The sequence below is a fragment of the Streptomyces kaniharaensis genome, assembly GCF_009569385.1.
GTDB classification, from domain to species: Bacteria; Actinomycetota; Actinomycetes; order Streptomycetales; family Streptomycetaceae; genus Kitasatospora; species Kitasatospora kaniharaensis.
The window spans coordinates 1,160,689-1,178,476 of the sequence record NZ_WBOF01000001.1 but is presented as its reverse complement, the minus strand read 5'-3'; the positions used below and the strand labels follow the sequence as shown (position 1 = coordinate 1,178,476).

The window sequence follows — 17,788 nt, the reverse complement described above, 5'->3', positions numbered from 1 at the left end:
GTGACTCCGCGCTTGACCGCTGACGCTTGCCATGCACGAAGACGTCTCCGCGGCTGGATGGTGCGCCGCAGGACGACGTCTCGTTCCTCGGCCGCGAGGTGGTTCGCGGCGTCGGGAAGAGCGACGCGCGTGCCGCCGGTGCCGCAGAGGACCAGAAAGTGAGTGTAGACAGATGCAACCGACGTTCGTACTCGTTCACGGAGCCTTCGCGAACTCCTTCTCCTTCGCGCCGCTCCAGGCCGAACTCGGTCTCCTCGGACACCGTTCGGTCGCCGTCGACCTTCCGGGGCACGGGTTCGCCGCGACGTATCCGCGGGCCTATCAGGCGCCGCAGGATCTCGGAGGGCTCGCCACCGCGCCCGGGGCCATCAAGGGCGTCACGCTCGCCGACAACGCCGCGCACCTCATCGGGATACTGGAGCGGGCCAAGCGGAACGGGCCCGTCATCCTCGTCTCGCACAGCCGCGGCGGCATGACGGCCACCGTCGCGGCCAACCGGCGGCCCGACCTGATCGACCGCATCGTCTACGTCTCCGCCTGGTGCCCCGTCGACCTCGACGTCAGCGCCTACTACGCCGAGCCCGAGATGGCCACGGTCGACGCCGCAGGGCTGGCATCGGCGATGGTCGGGAACCCCGCCGAACTCGGCCTGCTGCGTTCCAACTTCCGCACCGCCGACCCCGGCGTCCTCGCGGCCTTCAAGGCGGCCTTCCTCGCCGACGGGACGGACGAGGAGTTCATGGTCTTCCTCAACACCTTCCAGCCCGACGAGAACCTCGACGCCGGCACACTCGACGACCGGGCGCAGCCCGACAGCTGGGGGCGGATCCCCAAGTCGTACGTCCGGCTGACCGAGGACACCAGCGTGCCGCTCGCCATGCAGGACCGGATGATCCGCGAGGGCGACGCGCTGACGCCGGAGAACCCCTACGACGTCCGTACGCTCACCAGCAGCCACCTGAAGTGGCTGGTCGACCCGGCGCCGGCGGCCCGAGTGCTGGCTGAAATCGCCGCGCTCCTGCCTGCCGAGTCGTGAGCGGAGCCGGACGAGGAGAGCGGCGGCGGTGACAGTGCCGGGGTGGACGTGCCCTCGCTCGTCCTGTCGGTAGCCCGGAGGCCGTCCGCCGCGTGAACCCCGACGCAGGCGGGCGGCCTTGTGGTCCTTCTTCTCCGGGCTGACGGGCCGGATGCCGCGCCCGCGTAGTCAGGGAGCGTCGGGCGAGGGCGCCCCGGGCTCGGGCCCGGTGGTCGGGTCGCGGGTGAGCAGGTAGCGGGCGCCGGGTCCGGCTGCGCCCGCGCGGTCGCCGGCGTTGTAGAGGGCGCAGCGAGTCAACGACAGACAGCCGCAGCCGATGCATCCGGACAACTTGCGCTTCAGCAGTTCGAGTTCGGCGATCTGCTCGTCGATCCGGCTGCGCCAGGACTCGGCGACCAGGTTCCACTCGGTGCCGCTGGGCGCGGGGCGCTCGGGGAGACGGTCGAGGGCGACCCGCGCCTCGTCCAGCGAGAGGCCGACCCGCTGGGCGGCGCGGACGAAGGCGATCCGGCGCAGTGTGGTGCGGGTGTAGCGGCGCTGGCCGCCGGCGGTGCGGGTGGCGTGGATGAGACCGAGGCTCTCGTAGTACCGCAGGGCGGAGGTGGCGAGGCCGCTGCGCTCGGCGAGCTGGCCGATGGTGAGCAGGTCGTGCCGGGACGGTCCGGTCGCGGGGCCGTGGTCGGGGGTCGCGGTCATGGGTGCCCACTGTAGCCGCTTGACTTCAAGTCGACTTGAAGTTGCAGCATCGTGGACGTGACGACGAAGACGATGAGCATGGCGGACGTTCAGTTCGAGGACCTCCCGGGCCTGATGGGCCTGATGACCGGCGCCGAGAAGCACGGCCCGGCCGCGACCTCCACCCTGGACGCGATCTGGGTGCTGTACGACCGGGTGCTGCGGGCGACCCCGGAGACGGTCGAGGCGCAGGACCGGGACCGCTTCCTGCTCTCCAAGGGCCACGGCCCGATGGCGTACTACGCGGTGCTCGCCGCCAAGGGCTTCCTCGACCCGCAGGTGCTGCCGAGCTTCGGCGCGTACGACTCGCCGCTCGGCCACCACCCGGACCGCACGCTGGTCCCGGGCGTGGAGATCGCCTCCGGCTCGCTCGGGCACGGGCTGCCGCTCGGCGTCGGTACGGCGCTCGGGCTGCGCGCGCAGGGCCTGACCGACCCGGCGGTGTGGGTGCTGATCGGGGACGCGGAGTTCGACGAGGGCTCCAACCACGAGGCGGTGGCCTTCGCCGGCGCGTACGGGCTGGACCGGCTGCACGTGCTGGTGATCGACAACTCCTCGGCCACGCACGGCTGGCAGGGCGGCATCGCGGCCCGGTTCGCCGCCGAGGGCTGGTCGACCGCGACGGTGGACGGCCGCGACCACGAGGCGCTGTACCGGGCCTTCACCGCCGAGCACCCGGGCCGCCCGCACGCGGTGGTCGCCCGCGTCGAGCCCAAGAACGCCTGAGCTCAAGAACTCCCGAGCTCAAGAACACCTGAGCCCAGGAACGCCCGAGCCCAAGATCTCCTGAGCCCAAGATCTCCTGACACAACACCCCCACCGCGAAGGGCACTTCACCGATGGACACCATGCGCGACCGCTTCATCGACATCACCACCCGCCTGCTGGACGACGACCCCCGCCTGGCCCTGGTGCTCGCCGACATCAGCGCCGCCTCCTTCGCCCCGGCGAAGGAGCGCCACCCGGACCGGGTGATCAACGTCGGGATCCGCGAGCAGCTGCTGATCGGCGCGGCCGGCGGCCTGGCGCTGACCGGTCTGCGCCCGATCGCGCACACCTTCGCCAGCTTCCTGGTCGAACGGCCCTTCGAGCAGGTCAAGTTGGACCTGGTCCACCAGGGCGTCGGCGCCGTACTGGTCAGCGCGGCCGGCTCGTACGACTGGCCGGCCGGCGGCCGCACCCACATGTCCCCGGGCGACGTGGCGCTGCTGGACACCCTGCCCGGCTGGACGGTCCACGTGCCCGGCCACCCGGACGAGGCCGAGCAGCTGCTGCGCCACGCGTACGCGGACGGCGACCGCAACGTGTACGTCCGGCTCTCCGCACACCAGAACGCGGCGCCCGTACCGGTCGAGCCGGGCCGCTTCACCACCGTCCGCAAGGGCTCGCGCGGCGTGGTCCTGGCCGTCGGGCCGATGCTGGACGTGGTGCTGGCGGCCACCGAGGGCCTGGACGTCACCGTGCTGTACGCGGCGACGGTCCGCCCCTTCGACGCGGCCGGGCTGCGCGCCGCCGTCCAGGACACCCGAGCGGACGTCGTGCTGGTCGAGCCGTACCTGGTCGGGACCTCCGCCAACGAGGCGCACGCGGCGCTGGCGGACCGCCCGCACCGCGTGCTGGCCCTGGGCGTGCCGCGCGAGGAGCACCGGCACTACGGCTCGGTCCCCGAGCACCTGGCCGCCTACGGCCTGGACGCGGCCTCGCTGCGGGAGCGGATCGCCGCGTTCATGTGGTGAATCAGCCGGTCAGAACGATCGCCACCGCATCCGCCCCCAGCCGCACCGCCGTCCCCTCCGGCGAAGCCTCCCCGAAGGCCGCGAGCACCTCCCGCCCCGCGGCCTCCAGTGGCAGCGCGGCGCCGTCGGCACCCAGGTTGACCGCCACCCGGTACGGGCCCCGGTGCACGACCAGCCACCGAGCCGCCTCGTCGTACGCCACCCGCACCGCGCCCAGGTCGGGGTCGGAGAGCTCCGGCCGCTCCCGCCGCAGCCGGATCAACCTCCGATGCCAGTCTAGGAGTTCGGTGTGCGGGACGCGCCGCGGCTCGGTCCAGTCGAGGACGGAGCGCAGCACGGTGGCCGGCTCCTGCGGGTCCGGGACGGTCTCGGCCTGCCAGCCGTGTTCGGCGAACTCCCGCCGGCGGCCCTGCCGGACGGCGTCGGCGAGGCCGGGGTCGGTGTGGTCGGTGAAGTACTGCCACGGGGTGGCGGCGCCCCACTCCTCGCCCATGAAGAGCATCGGGGTGAACGGCGAGGTGAGCACGAGCGCGGCGCCGCAGGCGAGCCGGCCGGCGGTGAGGCTGGTGGAGATCCGGTCGCCGAGCGCCCGGTTGCCGATCTGGTCGTGGGTCTGCAGGTAGCCGAGCAGCCGGTGCCCGGCGGTGTGCGGTGCGAACGGCCGCCCGTGGCTGCGGCCGCGGAACGACGACCAGGTGCCGTCGTGGAAGAACCCGCGGGTGAGCGTCTTGGCGACGGCGGCGAGCGGGGCGCGTGCGAAGTCGCCGTAGTAGCCGTGGGATTCGCCGGTGAGCGCGGTGTGCAGGGCGTGGTGGAAGTCGTCGCTCCACTGTGCGGCGAGGCCTTGGCCGCCGGCCTCGCGCGGGGTGGTGGTGCGCGGGGTGTTGAGGTCGGATTCGGCGATCAGGAACAGTGGCCGGTTCGAGGAGATCACCAACTTCTCGACCTCGCCCGTGAGTTCCTCCAGGAAGTGCACCGCCCGGTCGTCCGCCAGCGCATGCACGGCGTCCAGCCGCAGGCCGTCGATCCGGTAGTCGCGCAGCCAGGCGAGCGCGCTGCCGGCGAGGTAGCGGCGCACCTCGTCCGAGCCGGGGGCGTCCAGGTTGACGGCGGAGCCCCACGGCGTGTGGTGCCGGTCGGTGAAGTACGGGCCGTACGCGGGGAGGTGGTTGCCGGACGGGCCGAGGTGGTTGTGGACGACGTCCAGGATCACCCCGATCCCCTTGCGGTGCGCCGCGTCAACGAACCGCTTCAGCCCCTCGGGGCCGCCGTACGGCTCGTGGACGGCCCACGGCGAGACGCCGTCGTAGCCCCAGCCGTGCTTGCCGGGGAACGGGCAGACCGGCATCAGCTCGACGAAGTCGACGCCCAACTCGACGAGGTGGTCGAGGTGTTCGGCGGCGGCGTCGAAGGTGCCGCGGACGGTGAAGGTGCCGACGTGCAGCTCGTACACGACCGCTCCGGGCAGCGGGCGGCCGCGCCAGCCGGTCCGCGACCAGCGGAACGCGGCGTGGTCGACGGGCCGGCTGGGCCCGTCCGGGCCGTACGGCTGCCAGGCCGAGCGCGGGTCGGGCAGCGGCGGGCCGCCGTCCAGCCGGAACGCGTAGTCCCCGTCCGGCGCCTCCCCGGCCCACCACCCGTCCCGGTCGGCGCAGCGGGCCAACGGGTGGGCGGAGCCGCCGACCTCGACCTCGACCCGGTCGGCGGCGAAGGGGGCCCACACCTCGTACCGGCTCATTCCCCGCCCCTCCTCGTCAGCAGTGCCACCGGGTGCGTCGCCAGCAGCTCGGCGACCGGCAGCGCGCCCGCCGGGTACGTCCGCAGGGTCAGCTCGTCCGTCCACGGCCCGCCCTCGGGCAGCTCCAGGACGGTGCCGCGCCAGCCGCCGGCCCGCTCCAGGCTGTAGGGCAGCCGGGTGACGGCGGTGACCACGTCGTCGCCGCGGGCGAAGGCGAGCAGGTGGTCGTTGGTGAGGCCGTCGGCGGTGAGCGGCCGGTAGGGGCCGAGCGGGCGGGAGCGCCGCAGATGCAGGGCCGTCGCGGTGAGGTGGAGCTTCTCCCGGGCGAGGTCGCCGGGGCGCGGGGTGGCCGCGTCGGTGAGCCGGACGGCGAGCGCGCCGAGGTCCACCACGCCGCGGTTGTCCGGGTCGACCAGGGTGTACAGCGGCTCCTCGCTGCCCTGGTAGAGGTCGGGCACGCCGGGCACGGTGAGGTGCAGCAGCGCGGCGGCGAGGGTGTTGGACCGGGCGTACGGCGCGAGGGCGTGCACCCGGCCCTCGATCCGGGGGAGCAGCCCGGGGTTGCCGTGGACGGCGCGGGCGCGGTCGGCGAGCGCCTGCTCGAACCGGGTGTCGGGGGTGGTCCACGAGGTGTGCAGCTTGGCCTCGCGGGCGGCCTTGAGGAGGGCGGCGACGAGGCGGTCCGGGCCGATCGGCCAGGCGGCGACGAGGGTGTTCCAGAGCAGCCAGTCGCCGTCCCGGTCGCCGCCGGGCCCGGCAGCGGTGGACCAGGCGTCGGCCTCGGCGGCCCAGGCCGCGGGTTGCTCGGCGAGCACGGCGAGGCGGGCGCGGGCGTCGGCGCTGCGCTTGGTGTCGTGGGTGGAGAGCACGGTCATGCTGTGCGGCCAGGTGCGTTCCAGGTACCGGCACCAGTCGTGGAACTCCGTGGGGTGCAGGCCGGGCCGGGCAGGTTCGCCGCCGACCTCGTTGAGGCCGGGCAGGGCGTTCCACCGGTAGAAGGCGGTGTCCTCGACGCCCTTGGCGGCGACGGCGGCGGCGGTCTGCGCGAAGCGGACGCAGAACTCGTCCCGGTCCGCCCCGCGCCCCAGCTCGCCGAGCGCCAGGGCGGCGACCAGCCGGTCCGTCGGGTCCGTCGAGCCGTCCAGGGCCGTCCGCAGCTGCTCGGCCGACACCGCCGGCGCCGGCTCCCCGGGGCGCACGTACGGCCGGTACGCCGGGTAGCCGGTGAGCAGGCGCTGCAGCGACGCGCGCAGCTGCCAGGGCGCGTGGTCGGCGTGCGCGGGCTCGGCGGCCCCGATCCGCACCGCGAGCCGGACCAGCCGGTCGACCTCGGCCGCCAGCTCGCCGTGCGGCTCGGTCATCTCGGCCCGCCCGCGCCGGGCCGCCGCCACCGCCGGGTGAGGTTCCTGGCAGAGGTCGCCCGGAACGGGGGACCCGCTCAGGAACGCCTCGTACGCCCCGGCCAGCCGGCAGGCGCCCGCGTGGTCGAGGAGCACGCCGTCGATGCGGCGCAGCGCGTCGTACCCGGTGGTGCCGGCGCACGGCCAGTCGGTGGGCAGCCGCTCGTCCCCGGTGAGGATCTTCTCGACGACGGTGTAGGCGCCGCCGGTGGCCTCGGCGAGGCGGCTCAGGTAGCCGCGGGGGTCGGCGAGCCCGTCGGGGTGGTCGATCCGGAAGCCGTCCAGGACGCCGTCGGCGTGCAGCCGCAGCAGGACGGCGTGGGTGGCGGCGAAGACCTCGGGCTCCTCGACGCGGACGGCGATGAGCTCGTTGACGGTGAAGAAGCGCCGGTAGTTCAGCTCGGTGCGGGCCAGGCGCCACCAGGCGAGCCGGTACCACTGGCGGGCGAGCAGCTCGGCGAGCGGCAGCCGCTCGGTGCCGGGGCGCAGCGGGAGCGCGTGGTCGTGGTAGCGCAGCACGTCGCCGTCCACGATCAGCTGGTCGAGGACGGCGCCGAGCCGGTCGCCGAGCAGCGGGAGCAGGACGCGGCCGCGTCCGGGGGCGTCGGCGGGGCCGGGCTGGGCGGTCCAGTCGATGTCGAACCAGCGCGCGGACGGCGAGTCGGGCCCGTCCCGCAGGACCTCCCAGAGCGGCCCGTTGAGCTGTTCGGGGACGGGCACGGCCATGTGGTTGGGCACGACGTCGGCGATCAGCCGCAGCCCGTGCCGGTGGGCGGCGGCGGCGAGCTCGCGCAGCGCGGGCTCGCCGCCGAGCTGCTCGCTGATCCGGCCGTGGTCGACGGTGTCGTAGCCGTGGGTGGAGCCGGGGGCGGCCTCCAGCAGCGGGGACAGGTGCAGGTGGGAGACACCGAGGGCGGCCAGGTAGGGGACGGCGGCGGTGGCGTCGCGGAGGGTGAAGCCGGGCTGGAGCTGGAGGCGGTAGCTGGACGTGGGGACGTTGGCGGCCGGGCGGGGCTGCGCGGGCTCGGCGGCGGAGGTCATAGGTCCATGACTACCCGGGGGAGCGCCCCGCCAAGACCCGTTGCTGGCCCGAACAGGTGACCGGCGTCGTCGTCACGCCGGCCGTTGCAGCACCATCAGCGAGTGGTCGGTGAGCCACAGCGTGTCCCCGGCCTTGACCCGGGGCCCCGTGCCCGGGGCGGGCAGCCGGGGCTGCGCGGTGTCCACCACGACCTGCCACTCCTGCCCGTGATCGGCGGGCACGGTGAACTCCAGCGGCTCGAAGTGCGCGTTGAACATCAGCAGGAAGGAGTCGTCGACGATCCGTCCGCCGCGCCGGTCGGGTTCGGAGATCGCGTAGCCGTTGAGGAACACGGAGAGCGACTTGGCGTAGCTGGCGCCCCAGTGGCGCTTGGTCATCTCCTCCCCGCCGGGGGTGAACCAGGCGATGTCGGTCAGGTCGTCGTACCCGCCGGAGGCGGACGAGCCCGGCCGGGGCCGCCCGGACACCGGCCGTCCGTGGAAGAACCGCCGGCGCCGGAACACCGGGTGGTCGCGGCGCAGCCAGATCATCCCCTGGGTGAACTCCAGCAGCCGCGCCTGCGGTCCGTCCTCCTCCGGCCAGTGCACCCAGGTGAGTTCGTTGTCCTGGCAGTAGGCGTTGTTGTTGCCGTGCTGGGTGCGGCCGAGCTCGTCGCCGTGGGAGAGCATCGGCACGCCCTGGGAGAGCATCAGGGTGGCGATGAAGTTGCGCTGCTGGCGGGCTCTGAGTTCCTCGACGGCCGGGTCGGTGCTGGGGCCCTCGACGCCGCAGTTCCAGGAGCGGTTGAAGGATTCGCCGTCCCGGTTGTCCTCGCTGTTGGCCCGGTTGTCCTTCTCGTTGTAGGAGACGAGGTCGCGCAGGGTGAAACCGTCGTGGCAGGTCACGAAGTTGATGGAGGCGATCGGGCGGCGGCCGTCGTCCTGGTAGAGGTCGGAGGAGCCGGTGAGCCGGGAGCCGAACTCGGCGAGGGCGGCGTTCTCGCCGCGCCACAGGTCGCGCACGGTGTCCCGGTACATGCCGTTCCACTCCGTCCACAGCGGCGGGAAGTTGCCGACCTGGTAGCCGCCCTCGCCGAGGTCCCAGGGCTCGGCGATCAGCTTGGCCTGGGAGACCACCGGGTCCTGCTGGACGAGGTCGAAGAAGGAGGAGAGCCGGTCGACCTCGTGGAACTGCCGGGCCAGGGTGGCGGCGAGGTCGAAGCGGAAGCCGTCGACGTGCATCTCGGTGACCCAGTAGCGCAGCGAGTCCATGATCAGCTGGAGCACGTGCGGGCTGCGCATCAGCAGGCTGTTGCCGGTGCCGGTGGTGTCCTCGTAGAAGCGCTGGTCCTGGGCGAGCCGGTAGTACGAGACGTTGTCGAGGCCGCGCAGGGAGAGCGTGGGCCCCAGGTGGTTGCCCTCGGCGGTGTGGTTGTAGACGACGTCCAGGATCACCTCGATCCCGGCCGCGTGCAGCGCCTTGACCATCGACTTGAACTCCTGCACCTGCTGGCCGCGGTCGCCGGAGCAGGAGTAGGAGGAGTGCGGCGCGAAGAAGCCGACGGTGTTGTAGCCCCAGTAGTTGGCCAGGCCGAGGTCGCGCAGCCGGTGGTCGCGGACGAACTGGTGCACCGGCATCAGCTCGATCGCGGTGATGCCGAGCTTGGCCAGGTGCTCGATCACCGCCGGGTGGGCCAGCCCCGCGTAGGTGCCGCGGATCTCCTCGGGGATGCCCGGGTGGAGCCGGGTGAGGCCCTTGACGTGCGCCTCGTAGATGACCGTGCGGTGGTAGTCGGTGCGCGGCGGATGGTCGGTGCCCCAGTCGAAGTAGGGGTTGACGACCACCGAGTGCATGGTGTGCGGGGCGGAGTCGAGGTCGTTGCGGCGCTCGGGGGCGCCGAAGTGGTAGCCGTAGACGGACTCGTCCCAGTCGATGTGCCCGCTCATCGCCTTGGCGTACGGGTCCAGCAGCAGTTTCGCGCTGTTGTGCCGCTGGCCGAGGCCCGGGTTGTACGGGCCGTGGACGCGGAAGCCGTAGCGCTGGCCGGGCTGGACTCCCGGGAGGTAGGCGTGGCGGACGAAGGCGTCCGTCTCGCGCAGTTCGACGGCGGTCTCCGAGCCGTCCTCGCCGATCAGGCAGAGCTCGATCCGGTCGGCGCTCTCCGAGAACACCGCGAAGTTGGTGCCGGCCCCGTCGTAGGTGGCGCCGAGGGGGTAGGGCTGCCCAGGCCAGACCTGCATGAGTCCTCAACCTCAACTTCCTTGGTGCCGACGGATGCTGACCTATCGTCGGACAATACAGTCCGACCACGGGTCCGGACCCGGACGCTCTCTTCCCGGCCGGGTGGCCGGGCATGTGCGGCGGTCGCGAGCCGTGACGCAGGACACGGTCCGCATACTCCCCGAGATACTCCCCGAGCCTTCCCCCGGTCGCCGGGACATGTGCCCCGGGTTCGCCCGAACGGGCCTCCGGCGGCCATTCCTGTGATGAGCGGGCGCTGTGGCGGATGGGCCGGGTGGTGCGGCCGGGTCCCCTCGGCCAACCGGCTGCGGACGTGTCGCGACGAGCAGTACCCTTGATCGTCCGGCCGCCTCCGCGCTCGTGGCGATCCATCAGCAGATCCCGGTAGTAACCCAAGGCAAGACCCGAGCAGTACGACAGAAGCAACCAGGTGAGGTGGCGCATGGTGTTCCCCGCCGGCGGCCTTGGCACAGGGCCCGACGGCCCCGACCGGGGCGGTGCCCGCAGCGAGGCGCCCACGGTGGTCATGCGTCCCACCCTGACCGGCCGCTCCCCGGTGCCCGCCCAGGGCGGCCCGGTGGAGATCCCCGCCCTCGCCTGGTCCGGCGCCGAATGGGAGGACGCCTACCAGCGCGTACGCCTGTCCGGGCGCGCCTACGTCTGGCTCAACCTGGTCGAACAGCGGCTGCGCTCCCTCGTCGACGAGGTCCTGCACCCCATCTACGCCCCCGCCCACGGCGAGGACTGGGTCACCGCCGCCGCCGGGCCGGCCGGCGAGGAATGGGCCCACCGGGCCGGCGCGGTGCGCGAGGTCAGCCGCCGCAAGGGCTACCTCCTCGACCCCGCCGACGACGACCCGCTGGTCTTCCTCACCCTGCCCCAGCTGCGCGAACTCATGGTCCAGCACTGGCCCTGCTTCGAGCCCTACCTCGCCGACCGGCGCGAGATCGAACTCGCCCTGGACGAGCTGGAGGTCGCCCGGCACGTGGTCTCCCGCAACCGGGTGCTCACCCAGACCGTCCTCGCCCAGACCGAGCGCGCCGCCGCCCGCCTGCTCGCCGTGCTCGACGGCGGCACCGGCGGCGTGCCCGCCGACGTCGTGGAGTCGCTGGTGGCCGGCCGGTACGCGGACGTCGTCGCCGTGCACGCCGACCGGGTCCGCCTCCAGCGCGACCTGCCCGTCGAGGACCTGCTGGACGGCGCCCGGCGGCTGGACGCGCTCGGCATCGGCCTCGGCATGCTCTGCCAGAACTACACCGGCAAGCGGCTGGTCCGCCTCGCCGGGGAAGGCTGCCGGGTGCGGCTGCTCTTCCTCAATCCGGCGAGCAGTGCCGTCCGCCGCCGCGAACGCGAACTCGGGCTCGGGCGCAGCGAGTTGTCCCGTTCGATCGAGATGAACATCATGCACGTCCGCCGGGTGCGGGCCCGGCTGCGGGACCAGGGCGGCTTCGAGATCCGGGTCTTCGACGAGACCCCGCGCTTCACCGCCTACCTGGTCGAGGGCCCGCGCCCGGCCGGCCAGCCCGGCGGCCGCCGCCAGACCCGCGACCTCGGCGTCATCCAGCCCTACCTGCGCCGCTCCCGCGGCATGGAGTCACCCGCACTCGTCCTGCGCGGCGGCGCCGGCCAGCAGCCGGGCGGCACGGAGGCCGGGCTGCTGGAGGTCTACCGCGAGGAGTTCGAGGGCGTCTGGGGGGACTCCCGGCCGGTGTCGTGAACCCCGGTGTCGTGAAGGTCGCGCTGCTGCCACCGGCGCTCGCCGAACGGGGCCTGGTCTTCCACCCCTTGGACGGGGACTCCGCCGCCGAGGCCTTGCTGCCGGCATTCGCCGCGCAGCTCCTGGAAGGGGAGCTGACGCCCCGGGAGCTGACCAGCGGGGTTCACCGGCGCTTTCGGGTACCAACTGGACGCGGCGGTGTCGCTCGCGTGCCTCAACGACGCGTACGACCTCCTCGGCTACACCCACCGCACCCATGAGGACATCGACGCCGACGTCCTGGTGGAGGCCAGCCGCCTCACGCGGGAAACGTTCCGGCAACTGAGCCGGCCGGGCCGTCCTGCGCGCCGCTCGGCACCCCCGCGCCCGGGCCCGGGTGACCCGGGGAGCCGGGTTGTCGGTGGTGCGGGCGATGATGAGGGCTGTTTCGACCAGCAGGACGGAAGGACGCACCCTTATGAGCTGGTGGCAGCAGCCACTGGTCGGCTTCGACCTGGAGACCACGGGCACCGACCCGGCCGTGGACCGCATCGTCACGGCCGCGCTCGTGGACACCGTCGGAGCCCGCCGGCTGAGAGCCGCCGGCTGGCTGCTCGATCCCGGGGTGCCGATCCCCGCGGAGGCGGAGGCGATCCACGGCATCGGCGACGACGTCGCCCGGCGCAAGGGCCGGCCGGCCAAGGAGGCGGTGGAGGAGATAGCCGCCGCGCTCTGCGAGCGGCTGGCGGCGGGGCGTCCGGTGGTCGCGTTCAACGCGCCGTTCGACCTCTCGCTGCTCGACGCCGAGCTGCGCCGCCACGGGCTGGCGCCGCTCGCCGAGCGCCTGGGCGGGCCGGTCGGGCCGGTGCTGGACGCCCTCGTGATCGACCGGGCCGTGGACAGGTACCGCAAGGGCTCGCGCACACTGCAGCGCGTCTGCGAGGTGTACGGGGTCGAGCTCACCGACGCGCACGAGGCCGGTAGCGACGCGCTGGCCGCCGTCCGGGTCGCCGTCGCCCTCGCCGAGCGCTACCGAGCCGAGGTGGGCGACGTCCCGCCGGCCGAGCTGCACGAGCGGCAGGTCGGCTGGTACCGCGAGTGGGCGGAGGGCCTGCAGGCGTGGCTGCGCCGGGGCAAGGACCCGCAGGCCGTGATAGACCCGCGCTGGCCGCTGCGGTAGCGGCCGGCGCGAGCGTCCGCTCTGCCGGACTGATGAATGCCGTGCCGTTCGGCGAACTCCTCGGCGGCGCGGTGGAGTTCGCCCGGTGAGCGCCTGTCTCTGACCGGCAGTCAGGAGAGCCGGTGCCGATGACGGCACCGGCTCAGCCGACTGTCAGAGCCGCCTACGCCGCCGGGAAGTCGAAGGTGTACCCCTGCGCGATCAGCCAGGGCAGCAGCTGCTTGAGTGCGGCCACGGTCTGGCTGCGGTCGCCGCCGCCGTCGTGCATGAGGATCACGCCGCCCGGCTTGAGCTGGCTCTGCACGGTGGAGACGATCGCGGGCACGCCGGGGCGGGACCAGTCGCGCGGATCGACGGACCAGCCGAGGGACTTCATGCCGAGGCCGGCCGCTATGTGCTCGTTATCGGCGTTGAAGCCGCCGCCGGGCGCCCGGAACCAGGTGATCTCGGTGCCGGGTCCGGCGGCCTGGACGATCATGTCCTTCGCGCCGGAGATCTCGGCCACGGCCTTGTCGTGCGGCAGCTTCGCGAACGGCTGCGGGTGGTGGACGGAGTGGTCGCACAGCCGGTGCCCCGCGGCGAGGACGCGCTTGACCATGGCCGGGTTGGCGGCGGCGTTCTCGCCGACCTCGCAGAACGTGGCCTTGACCCCGTACTGGGCGAGCAGGTCGAGGATCTGCGGGGTGGCCGGGCCGGGGCCGTCGTCGAAGGTGAGCGCGACGGTCCGGCCGCCGGACGCGGTGGAGCCGATCACCGGGAGGGGCCCGCCGGGCGCGGGCGGGGCCGCGGGGGTGCCCGGGGGCGTCGCCGACGGGCTGCCCGTGGTGGGCGTCGCGGCAGGGCCGGTGGGCTGCCCCGGCGTCTTCGGCGTCTTCGGGCTGACCGGCGGGGCGGCGGGGCTGGCGGAGCCGGCGGGCACGCCGTCCGAGCCGGGCGTGGCCGTGCCGGGCGCGGCCGAGATGGTCGGCGCCGGAGCGGTGGTGGGCTGCAGTGTGATCGGGTTCTGCGCCGCGGACGAGCCGCTCGGCGTCGGCTGGAGGGCTCCGTTGGCGGTCCCGCACGCGGCCAGGCCCAGGGCGGCGGCCATCGCGAGGCTGCCCGTGATCAGGTGGCGGCGGAGTCGGGCCGAGCGGTGCGGCGAGGCGGGCCGGCGGGCGGCGGGCTGGGGCATGGCGGCGGCTCCTGGGGTCCTGAGGCGGGTGCCGTTCCTCTCGGTCAGGATGACTGTCCGATAGGACGCCGATCGTACGTGGCCCGGTTGCGGGCCGGACCGATCCGCCGTGGGAGCCTTCTCACACGCGCGAGAGTTGGCGCGTTCGTACCGCCTCGGGTACCGGCACCGGCGCCAACTCCCCCATCAGCCCCATCAGAACGGGTACCAGCGCACCTCCGCCGCGCCGTCGCGCAGCGAGTCGACCCGGCGCCCGAACTCCGCCAGCGCCGCCGGGTTGCCCGGCGCCTGCTGCGCCACCCACGAGGCGGCGGCCGTCTCCCGGGCCCCGCGCAGCACCGCGAACCCGGGCCAGTCGCGCACGTCCCAGCCGTACGCCTCGGTGAACGCCCGGTACTCCCCGCCCGGCACGCCGTACCGGTCGTGGCTGAGCGCGAGGACCACGAGGTCGTGCTCGCGCAGGTCGTGCGAGACGTTCTCCAGGTCGAGCAGGACGGGCCCGTCCGGGCCGACGTGGACGTTGCGCGGCAGCGCGTCGCCGTGGATCACGCCCGGGTGCAGCTGCGGGGCGAGGTCGGGCAGGGCGGCGGCGAAGGCGTCCCGACGGTGGCGCAGGAACGCGACGTCGGCCGGGTCGACGTGCCCCTCGGCGGAGGCCAGCCAGCGCTCGACCGGGGCCAGCAGGTCGCGCGCGGCGAGCGGGAAGGGCGGCAGCGGCAGCCGGTGCAGGGCGCGCAGCAGCGGGGCGAGGTCGGCGGGGCGGGCGGGCCGTACGGCGGGGGCGAGCCGGTGCCAGAAGGTGACCGGGTGCCCGTGCGCGAGCTGCGGCTCGGGCGCCACCGCGCCGTACGGGCGGACCACCGGGACGTCCTGGCCGGCCAGCCAGTGCGCGACGGTGAGTTCGCGGTGCGCCCGCTCGTACAGTTCGGGCCCGCGGCCGACCTTGGCGACCACCGCCGGGTCGCCGAGGTCGAAGACGGCGTTCTCGCCGAGCGCGAGCAGCCGGGCGTCGCCGGGGCCGGGCAGGCCGGCCGACTCGCAGGCGTGGGCGAGTAGCAGCCGGGCGCGGCCCTCGTCGAACGGGATCATGGCGCTGCTCCGTTCCGCCGGTGTTCGTTCCGCGGGTGATCATCGTGCGGTTGCCGGTCGTCCGGAGACTCCCGGACGGTGATCATCATGACCCACGCGGGCCGGCCTCGCGCGGCGGGCCGCCCGTGATCAGGGTGCCGGATGGGGGTGCCGGCTCCGGGAACAACGCCAGAGGAACAAGAGTTGACTGGGAGTCGGGCTGCGGGAGCAGGTGGGGGTTATCCCTCACGGGCGACCCTGATCTCTCCTCCCCGGGGTTTAGGGACAGGCTCCACCCTGAGGGGGAGGTATCTCCACCCGGAGCACGAGGTGAACGGGTGTGCGGACGGTCCAGACTGGGACGGGGCCGTTTCGGGGCGGTCCCACACGGGGGTTGAAGCACACGGGGGCTCCTTGCCGGGCGGCAAGTAAGTACTCGTAGGATGATGCCCCAAACCTACTTACCTGCCGACCGGCAAGGCAGCGCCAGTGCGTGCTGCCCGGCCGGTCCTGCCGTCGCCCAGCGTCCCGTCCCCCAAGGGCTGCGGTGAACCATGCCCAGGAGGCATCACGAGCATGTTCCACCGACTAGGACAATTCGTCGTACGCCGCGCGTGGTGGGTGATCATCGCGTGGGTGGTCGCGGCCTACGCGCTCCTGCTCACCTCGCCGAAGATCGCCGCCCAGACCGACGAGGCGGCGTTCCTTCCCAAGCACTACGAGTCGATCCAGGCCGCCCAGGTTCAGTCCGACGCCTTCCCGACCAGCTTCACGCCGCAGGCGCTCGCGCTGTTCGAGCGCAACGACGGGGCCCCGCTCACCACGGCCGACAAGGCCGCGATCGCGAAGATCACCCAGGGCCTGACGGACCAGAAGATCGACGGCGTCGACAAGATCGTCCCGGTCAGCGACCAGACGACCTCCAAGGACGGCAAGTACGCGCTGTCCCCGATCGCCATCTCCAAGGACAAGCAGCAGGACCCCAACGACTTCGCCGACGTCGCCAAGAAGATCCGCGACGAGGGCAAGGCGACCGCCTCGGGCACCGACGTGAAGTTCCAGCTCGGCGGCCAGGCGGCGGTGGCGCTGGACCAGAAGGACGCCTCCGACTCGACCGACGGCCTCATCACGATGGCCACGCTCGTGCTGGTCATCATCATCGTCGGCATCATCTTCCGCAGCGTCCTGGCCGGCCTGCTGCCCATCCTGGTCTCGCTGGTCGTCGCCCTGCCGGGGGCCATGGGTCTGATCAACTACGCCACCGACGCGTTCGACCTCAAGTCGACGCCCGTACTGACGGCGATCCTGATCGTCGTCGTGCTCGGCGTTGGCACCGACTACTTCCTCTTCCTGGCCTTCCGCTATCGCGAGCGGCTGCGCGCCGGTGACGAGCGCAAGGACGCCGTGGTCAACGCGGTCGGCCGGGTCGGCGAGGCGATCGCCTCCGCCGCCGGCGCCGTCACCGTGGCCTTCGCGGTGCTGATCCTCTCCAGCCTCGGCATGTTCCAGGCCCTCGGCCCGGCGCTGGCCATCGCGGTCGTCGTCACCGCGCTCGCCGCGCTCACCCTGGCTCCGGCCCTGCTCACCGTCATCCCGGCCCGCGGCGTGTTCTGGCCCGGCAAGAAGTGGATGCAGGAGCCCAGCGACGCCCGCTTCACCGCGATCGGTCGCATGGTGCAGAAGCGCCCGGCCGCGGTCGCGGTCGCCTCCGGCGGTGTGCTGCTGGCCCTGTCCGTCGGCGCGCTGAGCTACAACGGCCTCTTCGACATGGCCGGCAGCTCCATGCCGAAGGAGAAGGAGTCGATGGTCGTCCAGGACAAGCTGGCCAACGGCTTCTCCAAGGGCGCTGCCGACCCCAGCCACGTCTACCTCAGGAGCACCGGCGGCGCGAAGCTGGACCCGGCCTCCTTCCAGGACTACGCCAGCAAGCTCGGCGCCGTGCCGGGTGTGGCGACGGTCATACCGAAGCCGCAGGTCAGTGAGGACGGCAAGACTGCCGAGTTCACCGTCATGCTCAAGGACGAGCCGTCCAGCAACGAGGCGATCGACACGGTCACCGAGCTGCGCGAGGTCGCCCACTCCCAGGCGCCGTCCGGCACCGAGGCGAAGGTCGGCGGTCTGACGTCGATCTTCAAGGACATCAACCTGGCGATGACCCACGACTACGAGCTGGTCTTCCCCATCGCCGGCCTGCTGATCCTGCTCATCCTCGGCCTGCAGCTGCGCAGCGTGGTCGCCCCCTGGTACCTGATGGCCTCGGTCGGCCTCGGCTTCACCGCCACGCTGGGCGCCAGCACGCTGATCTTCCAGAAGATCGGCAACGAGCCCGGCCTGATGTTCATGCTGCCGATCCTCATCTACCTCTTCGTGGTGGCGATCGGGACCGACTACAACATCCTGATCATCGCCCGCCTGCGCGAGGAGGCCCGCGAGGGCCGCGAGCCGCGCGAGGCGGCCCGCGAGGCGCTGCGCCACGGCGGCCCGACCGTCGCGGCGGCCGGCTTCATCCTGGCGGCCTCGTTCGCGACCTTCATGCTCGCGGGCAACAGCTTCATGATGGAGTTCGGCTTCGCCATGGCCTTCGGCATCATCCTGGCGGCCTTCGTGATGGCGATGTTCTTCACCCCGGCGCTCACCGCGCTGATCGGCCAGCGTGCCTGGTGGCCCGGCCACGGTGCCGACGCCGGCCACGGCGCTGGCCCCGCGCCGGTGGCGGGTGCGCACGGCGTGCCGGAGCCGGCCGGGCGGCGCTGACCGTCCGCGCCC

Annotated in this window: 12 protein-coding genes; 6 read left to right on the top strand and 6 right to left on the bottom strand. The window is 73.2% G+C overall.

The annotated features are described in order from the left end of the window. The first annotated feature begins 172 nt into the window (after positions 1-172). Positions 173-1,036 (top strand): alpha/beta fold hydrolase, encoded by an 864-nt coding sequence (locus F7Q99_RS05340; RefSeq protein WP_153460286.1) that lies wholly within the window; start codon positions 173-175, stop codon positions 1,034-1,036. Between the two features lie 168 nt (positions 1,037-1,204). Here F7Q99_RS05340 and soxR read toward each other — a convergent pair whose 3' ends face one another. Beyond that, on the bottom strand, positions 1,205-1,732 hold the full coding sequence (gene soxR, locus F7Q99_RS05335) for a redox-sensitive transcriptional activator SoxR (RefSeq protein WP_153460285.1): 528 nt from the start codon (positions 1,730-1,732) through the stop codon (positions 1,205-1,207). A gap of 72 nt (positions 1,733-1,804) precedes the next feature. Between soxR and F7Q99_RS05330 the strand changes: the two genes are divergently transcribed. Both F7Q99_RS05330 and F7Q99_RS05325 read left to right on the top strand, forming a co-directional pair. Further along, a complete protein-coding gene (locus F7Q99_RS05330) occupies positions 1,805-2,497 on the top strand; it encodes a thiamine pyrophosphate-dependent enzyme (RefSeq protein ID WP_153465824.1) in 693 nt (230 codons plus the stop codon). A 113-nt stretch (positions 2,498-2,610) separates the two neighbouring features. Beyond that, positions 2,611-3,507 carry a transketolase family protein gene (locus F7Q99_RS05325; protein WP_153460284.1) on the top strand — a complete coding sequence of 299 codons (897 nt, stop codon included), beginning with the start codon at positions 2,611-2,613 and terminating at the stop codon, positions 3,505-3,507. 1 nt (position 3,508) lies between these two features. Here the strand turns inward: F7Q99_RS05325 and treZ are convergent, their stop codons facing one another. The 3 genes from treZ to glgX all read right to left on the bottom strand — a co-directional run bounded on the left by treZ (position 3,509) and on the right by glgX (position 9,906). Next, on the bottom strand, positions 3,509-5,245 hold the full coding sequence (treZ, locus tag F7Q99_RS05320) for a malto-oligosyltrehalose trehalohydrolase (RefSeq protein WP_153460283.1): 1,737 nt from the start codon (positions 5,243-5,245) through the stop codon (positions 3,509-3,511). Continuing rightward, a complete protein-coding gene (gene treY / locus F7Q99_RS05315) occupies positions 5,242-7,686 on the bottom strand; it encodes a malto-oligosyltrehalose synthase (protein ID WP_153460282.1) in 2,445 nt (814 codons plus the stop codon). Before treY ends, treZ begins: the two co-directional genes overlap by 4 nt. A 72-nt stretch (positions 7,687-7,758) precedes the next feature. After that, positions 7,759-9,906 (bottom strand): glycogen debranching protein GlgX, encoded by a 2,148-nt coding sequence (gene glgX / locus F7Q99_RS05310; protein ID WP_153460281.1) that lies wholly within the window; start codon positions 9,904-9,906, stop codon positions 7,759-7,761. Positions 9,907-10,349: 443 nt separating this feature from the next. Between glgX and F7Q99_RS05305 the strand changes: the two genes are divergently transcribed. Further along, positions 10,350-11,624 carry an SAV2148 family HEPN domain-containing protein gene (locus tag F7Q99_RS05305; RefSeq protein WP_153460280.1) on the top strand — a complete coding sequence of 425 codons (1,275 nt, stop codon included), beginning with the start codon at positions 10,350-10,352 and terminating at the stop codon, positions 11,622-11,624. 457 nt (positions 11,625-12,081) lie between these two features. Next, positions 12,082-12,783, top strand: coding sequence for an exonuclease domain-containing protein (locus F7Q99_RS05300; RefSeq protein ID WP_153460279.1), 702 nt, complete (start codon positions 12,082-12,084; stop codon positions 12,781-12,783). A gap of 163 nt (positions 12,784-12,946) precedes the next feature. Here F7Q99_RS05300 and F7Q99_RS05295 read toward each other — a convergent pair whose 3' ends face one another. Then, complete coding sequence (locus tag F7Q99_RS05295) at positions 12,947-13,954, bottom strand: polysaccharide deacetylase family protein (protein WP_230210161.1); 1,008 nt, start codon at positions 13,952-13,954, stop codon at positions 12,947-12,949. 195 nt (positions 13,955-14,149) lie between these two features. Continuing rightward, complete coding sequence (locus tag F7Q99_RS05290) at positions 14,150-15,043, bottom strand: phosphotransferase enzyme family protein (protein ID WP_153460278.1); 894 nt, start codon at positions 15,041-15,043, stop codon at positions 14,150-14,152. A 555-nt stretch (positions 15,044-15,598) separates the two neighbouring features. Between F7Q99_RS05290 and F7Q99_RS05285 the strand changes: the two genes are divergently transcribed. Beyond that, positions 15,599-17,776 carry an MMPL family transporter gene (locus F7Q99_RS05285; RefSeq protein WP_153460277.1) on the top strand — a complete coding sequence of 726 codons (2,178 nt, stop codon included), beginning with the start codon at positions 15,599-15,601 and terminating at the stop codon, positions 17,774-17,776. Positions 17,777-17,788: the final 12 nt, after the last annotated feature.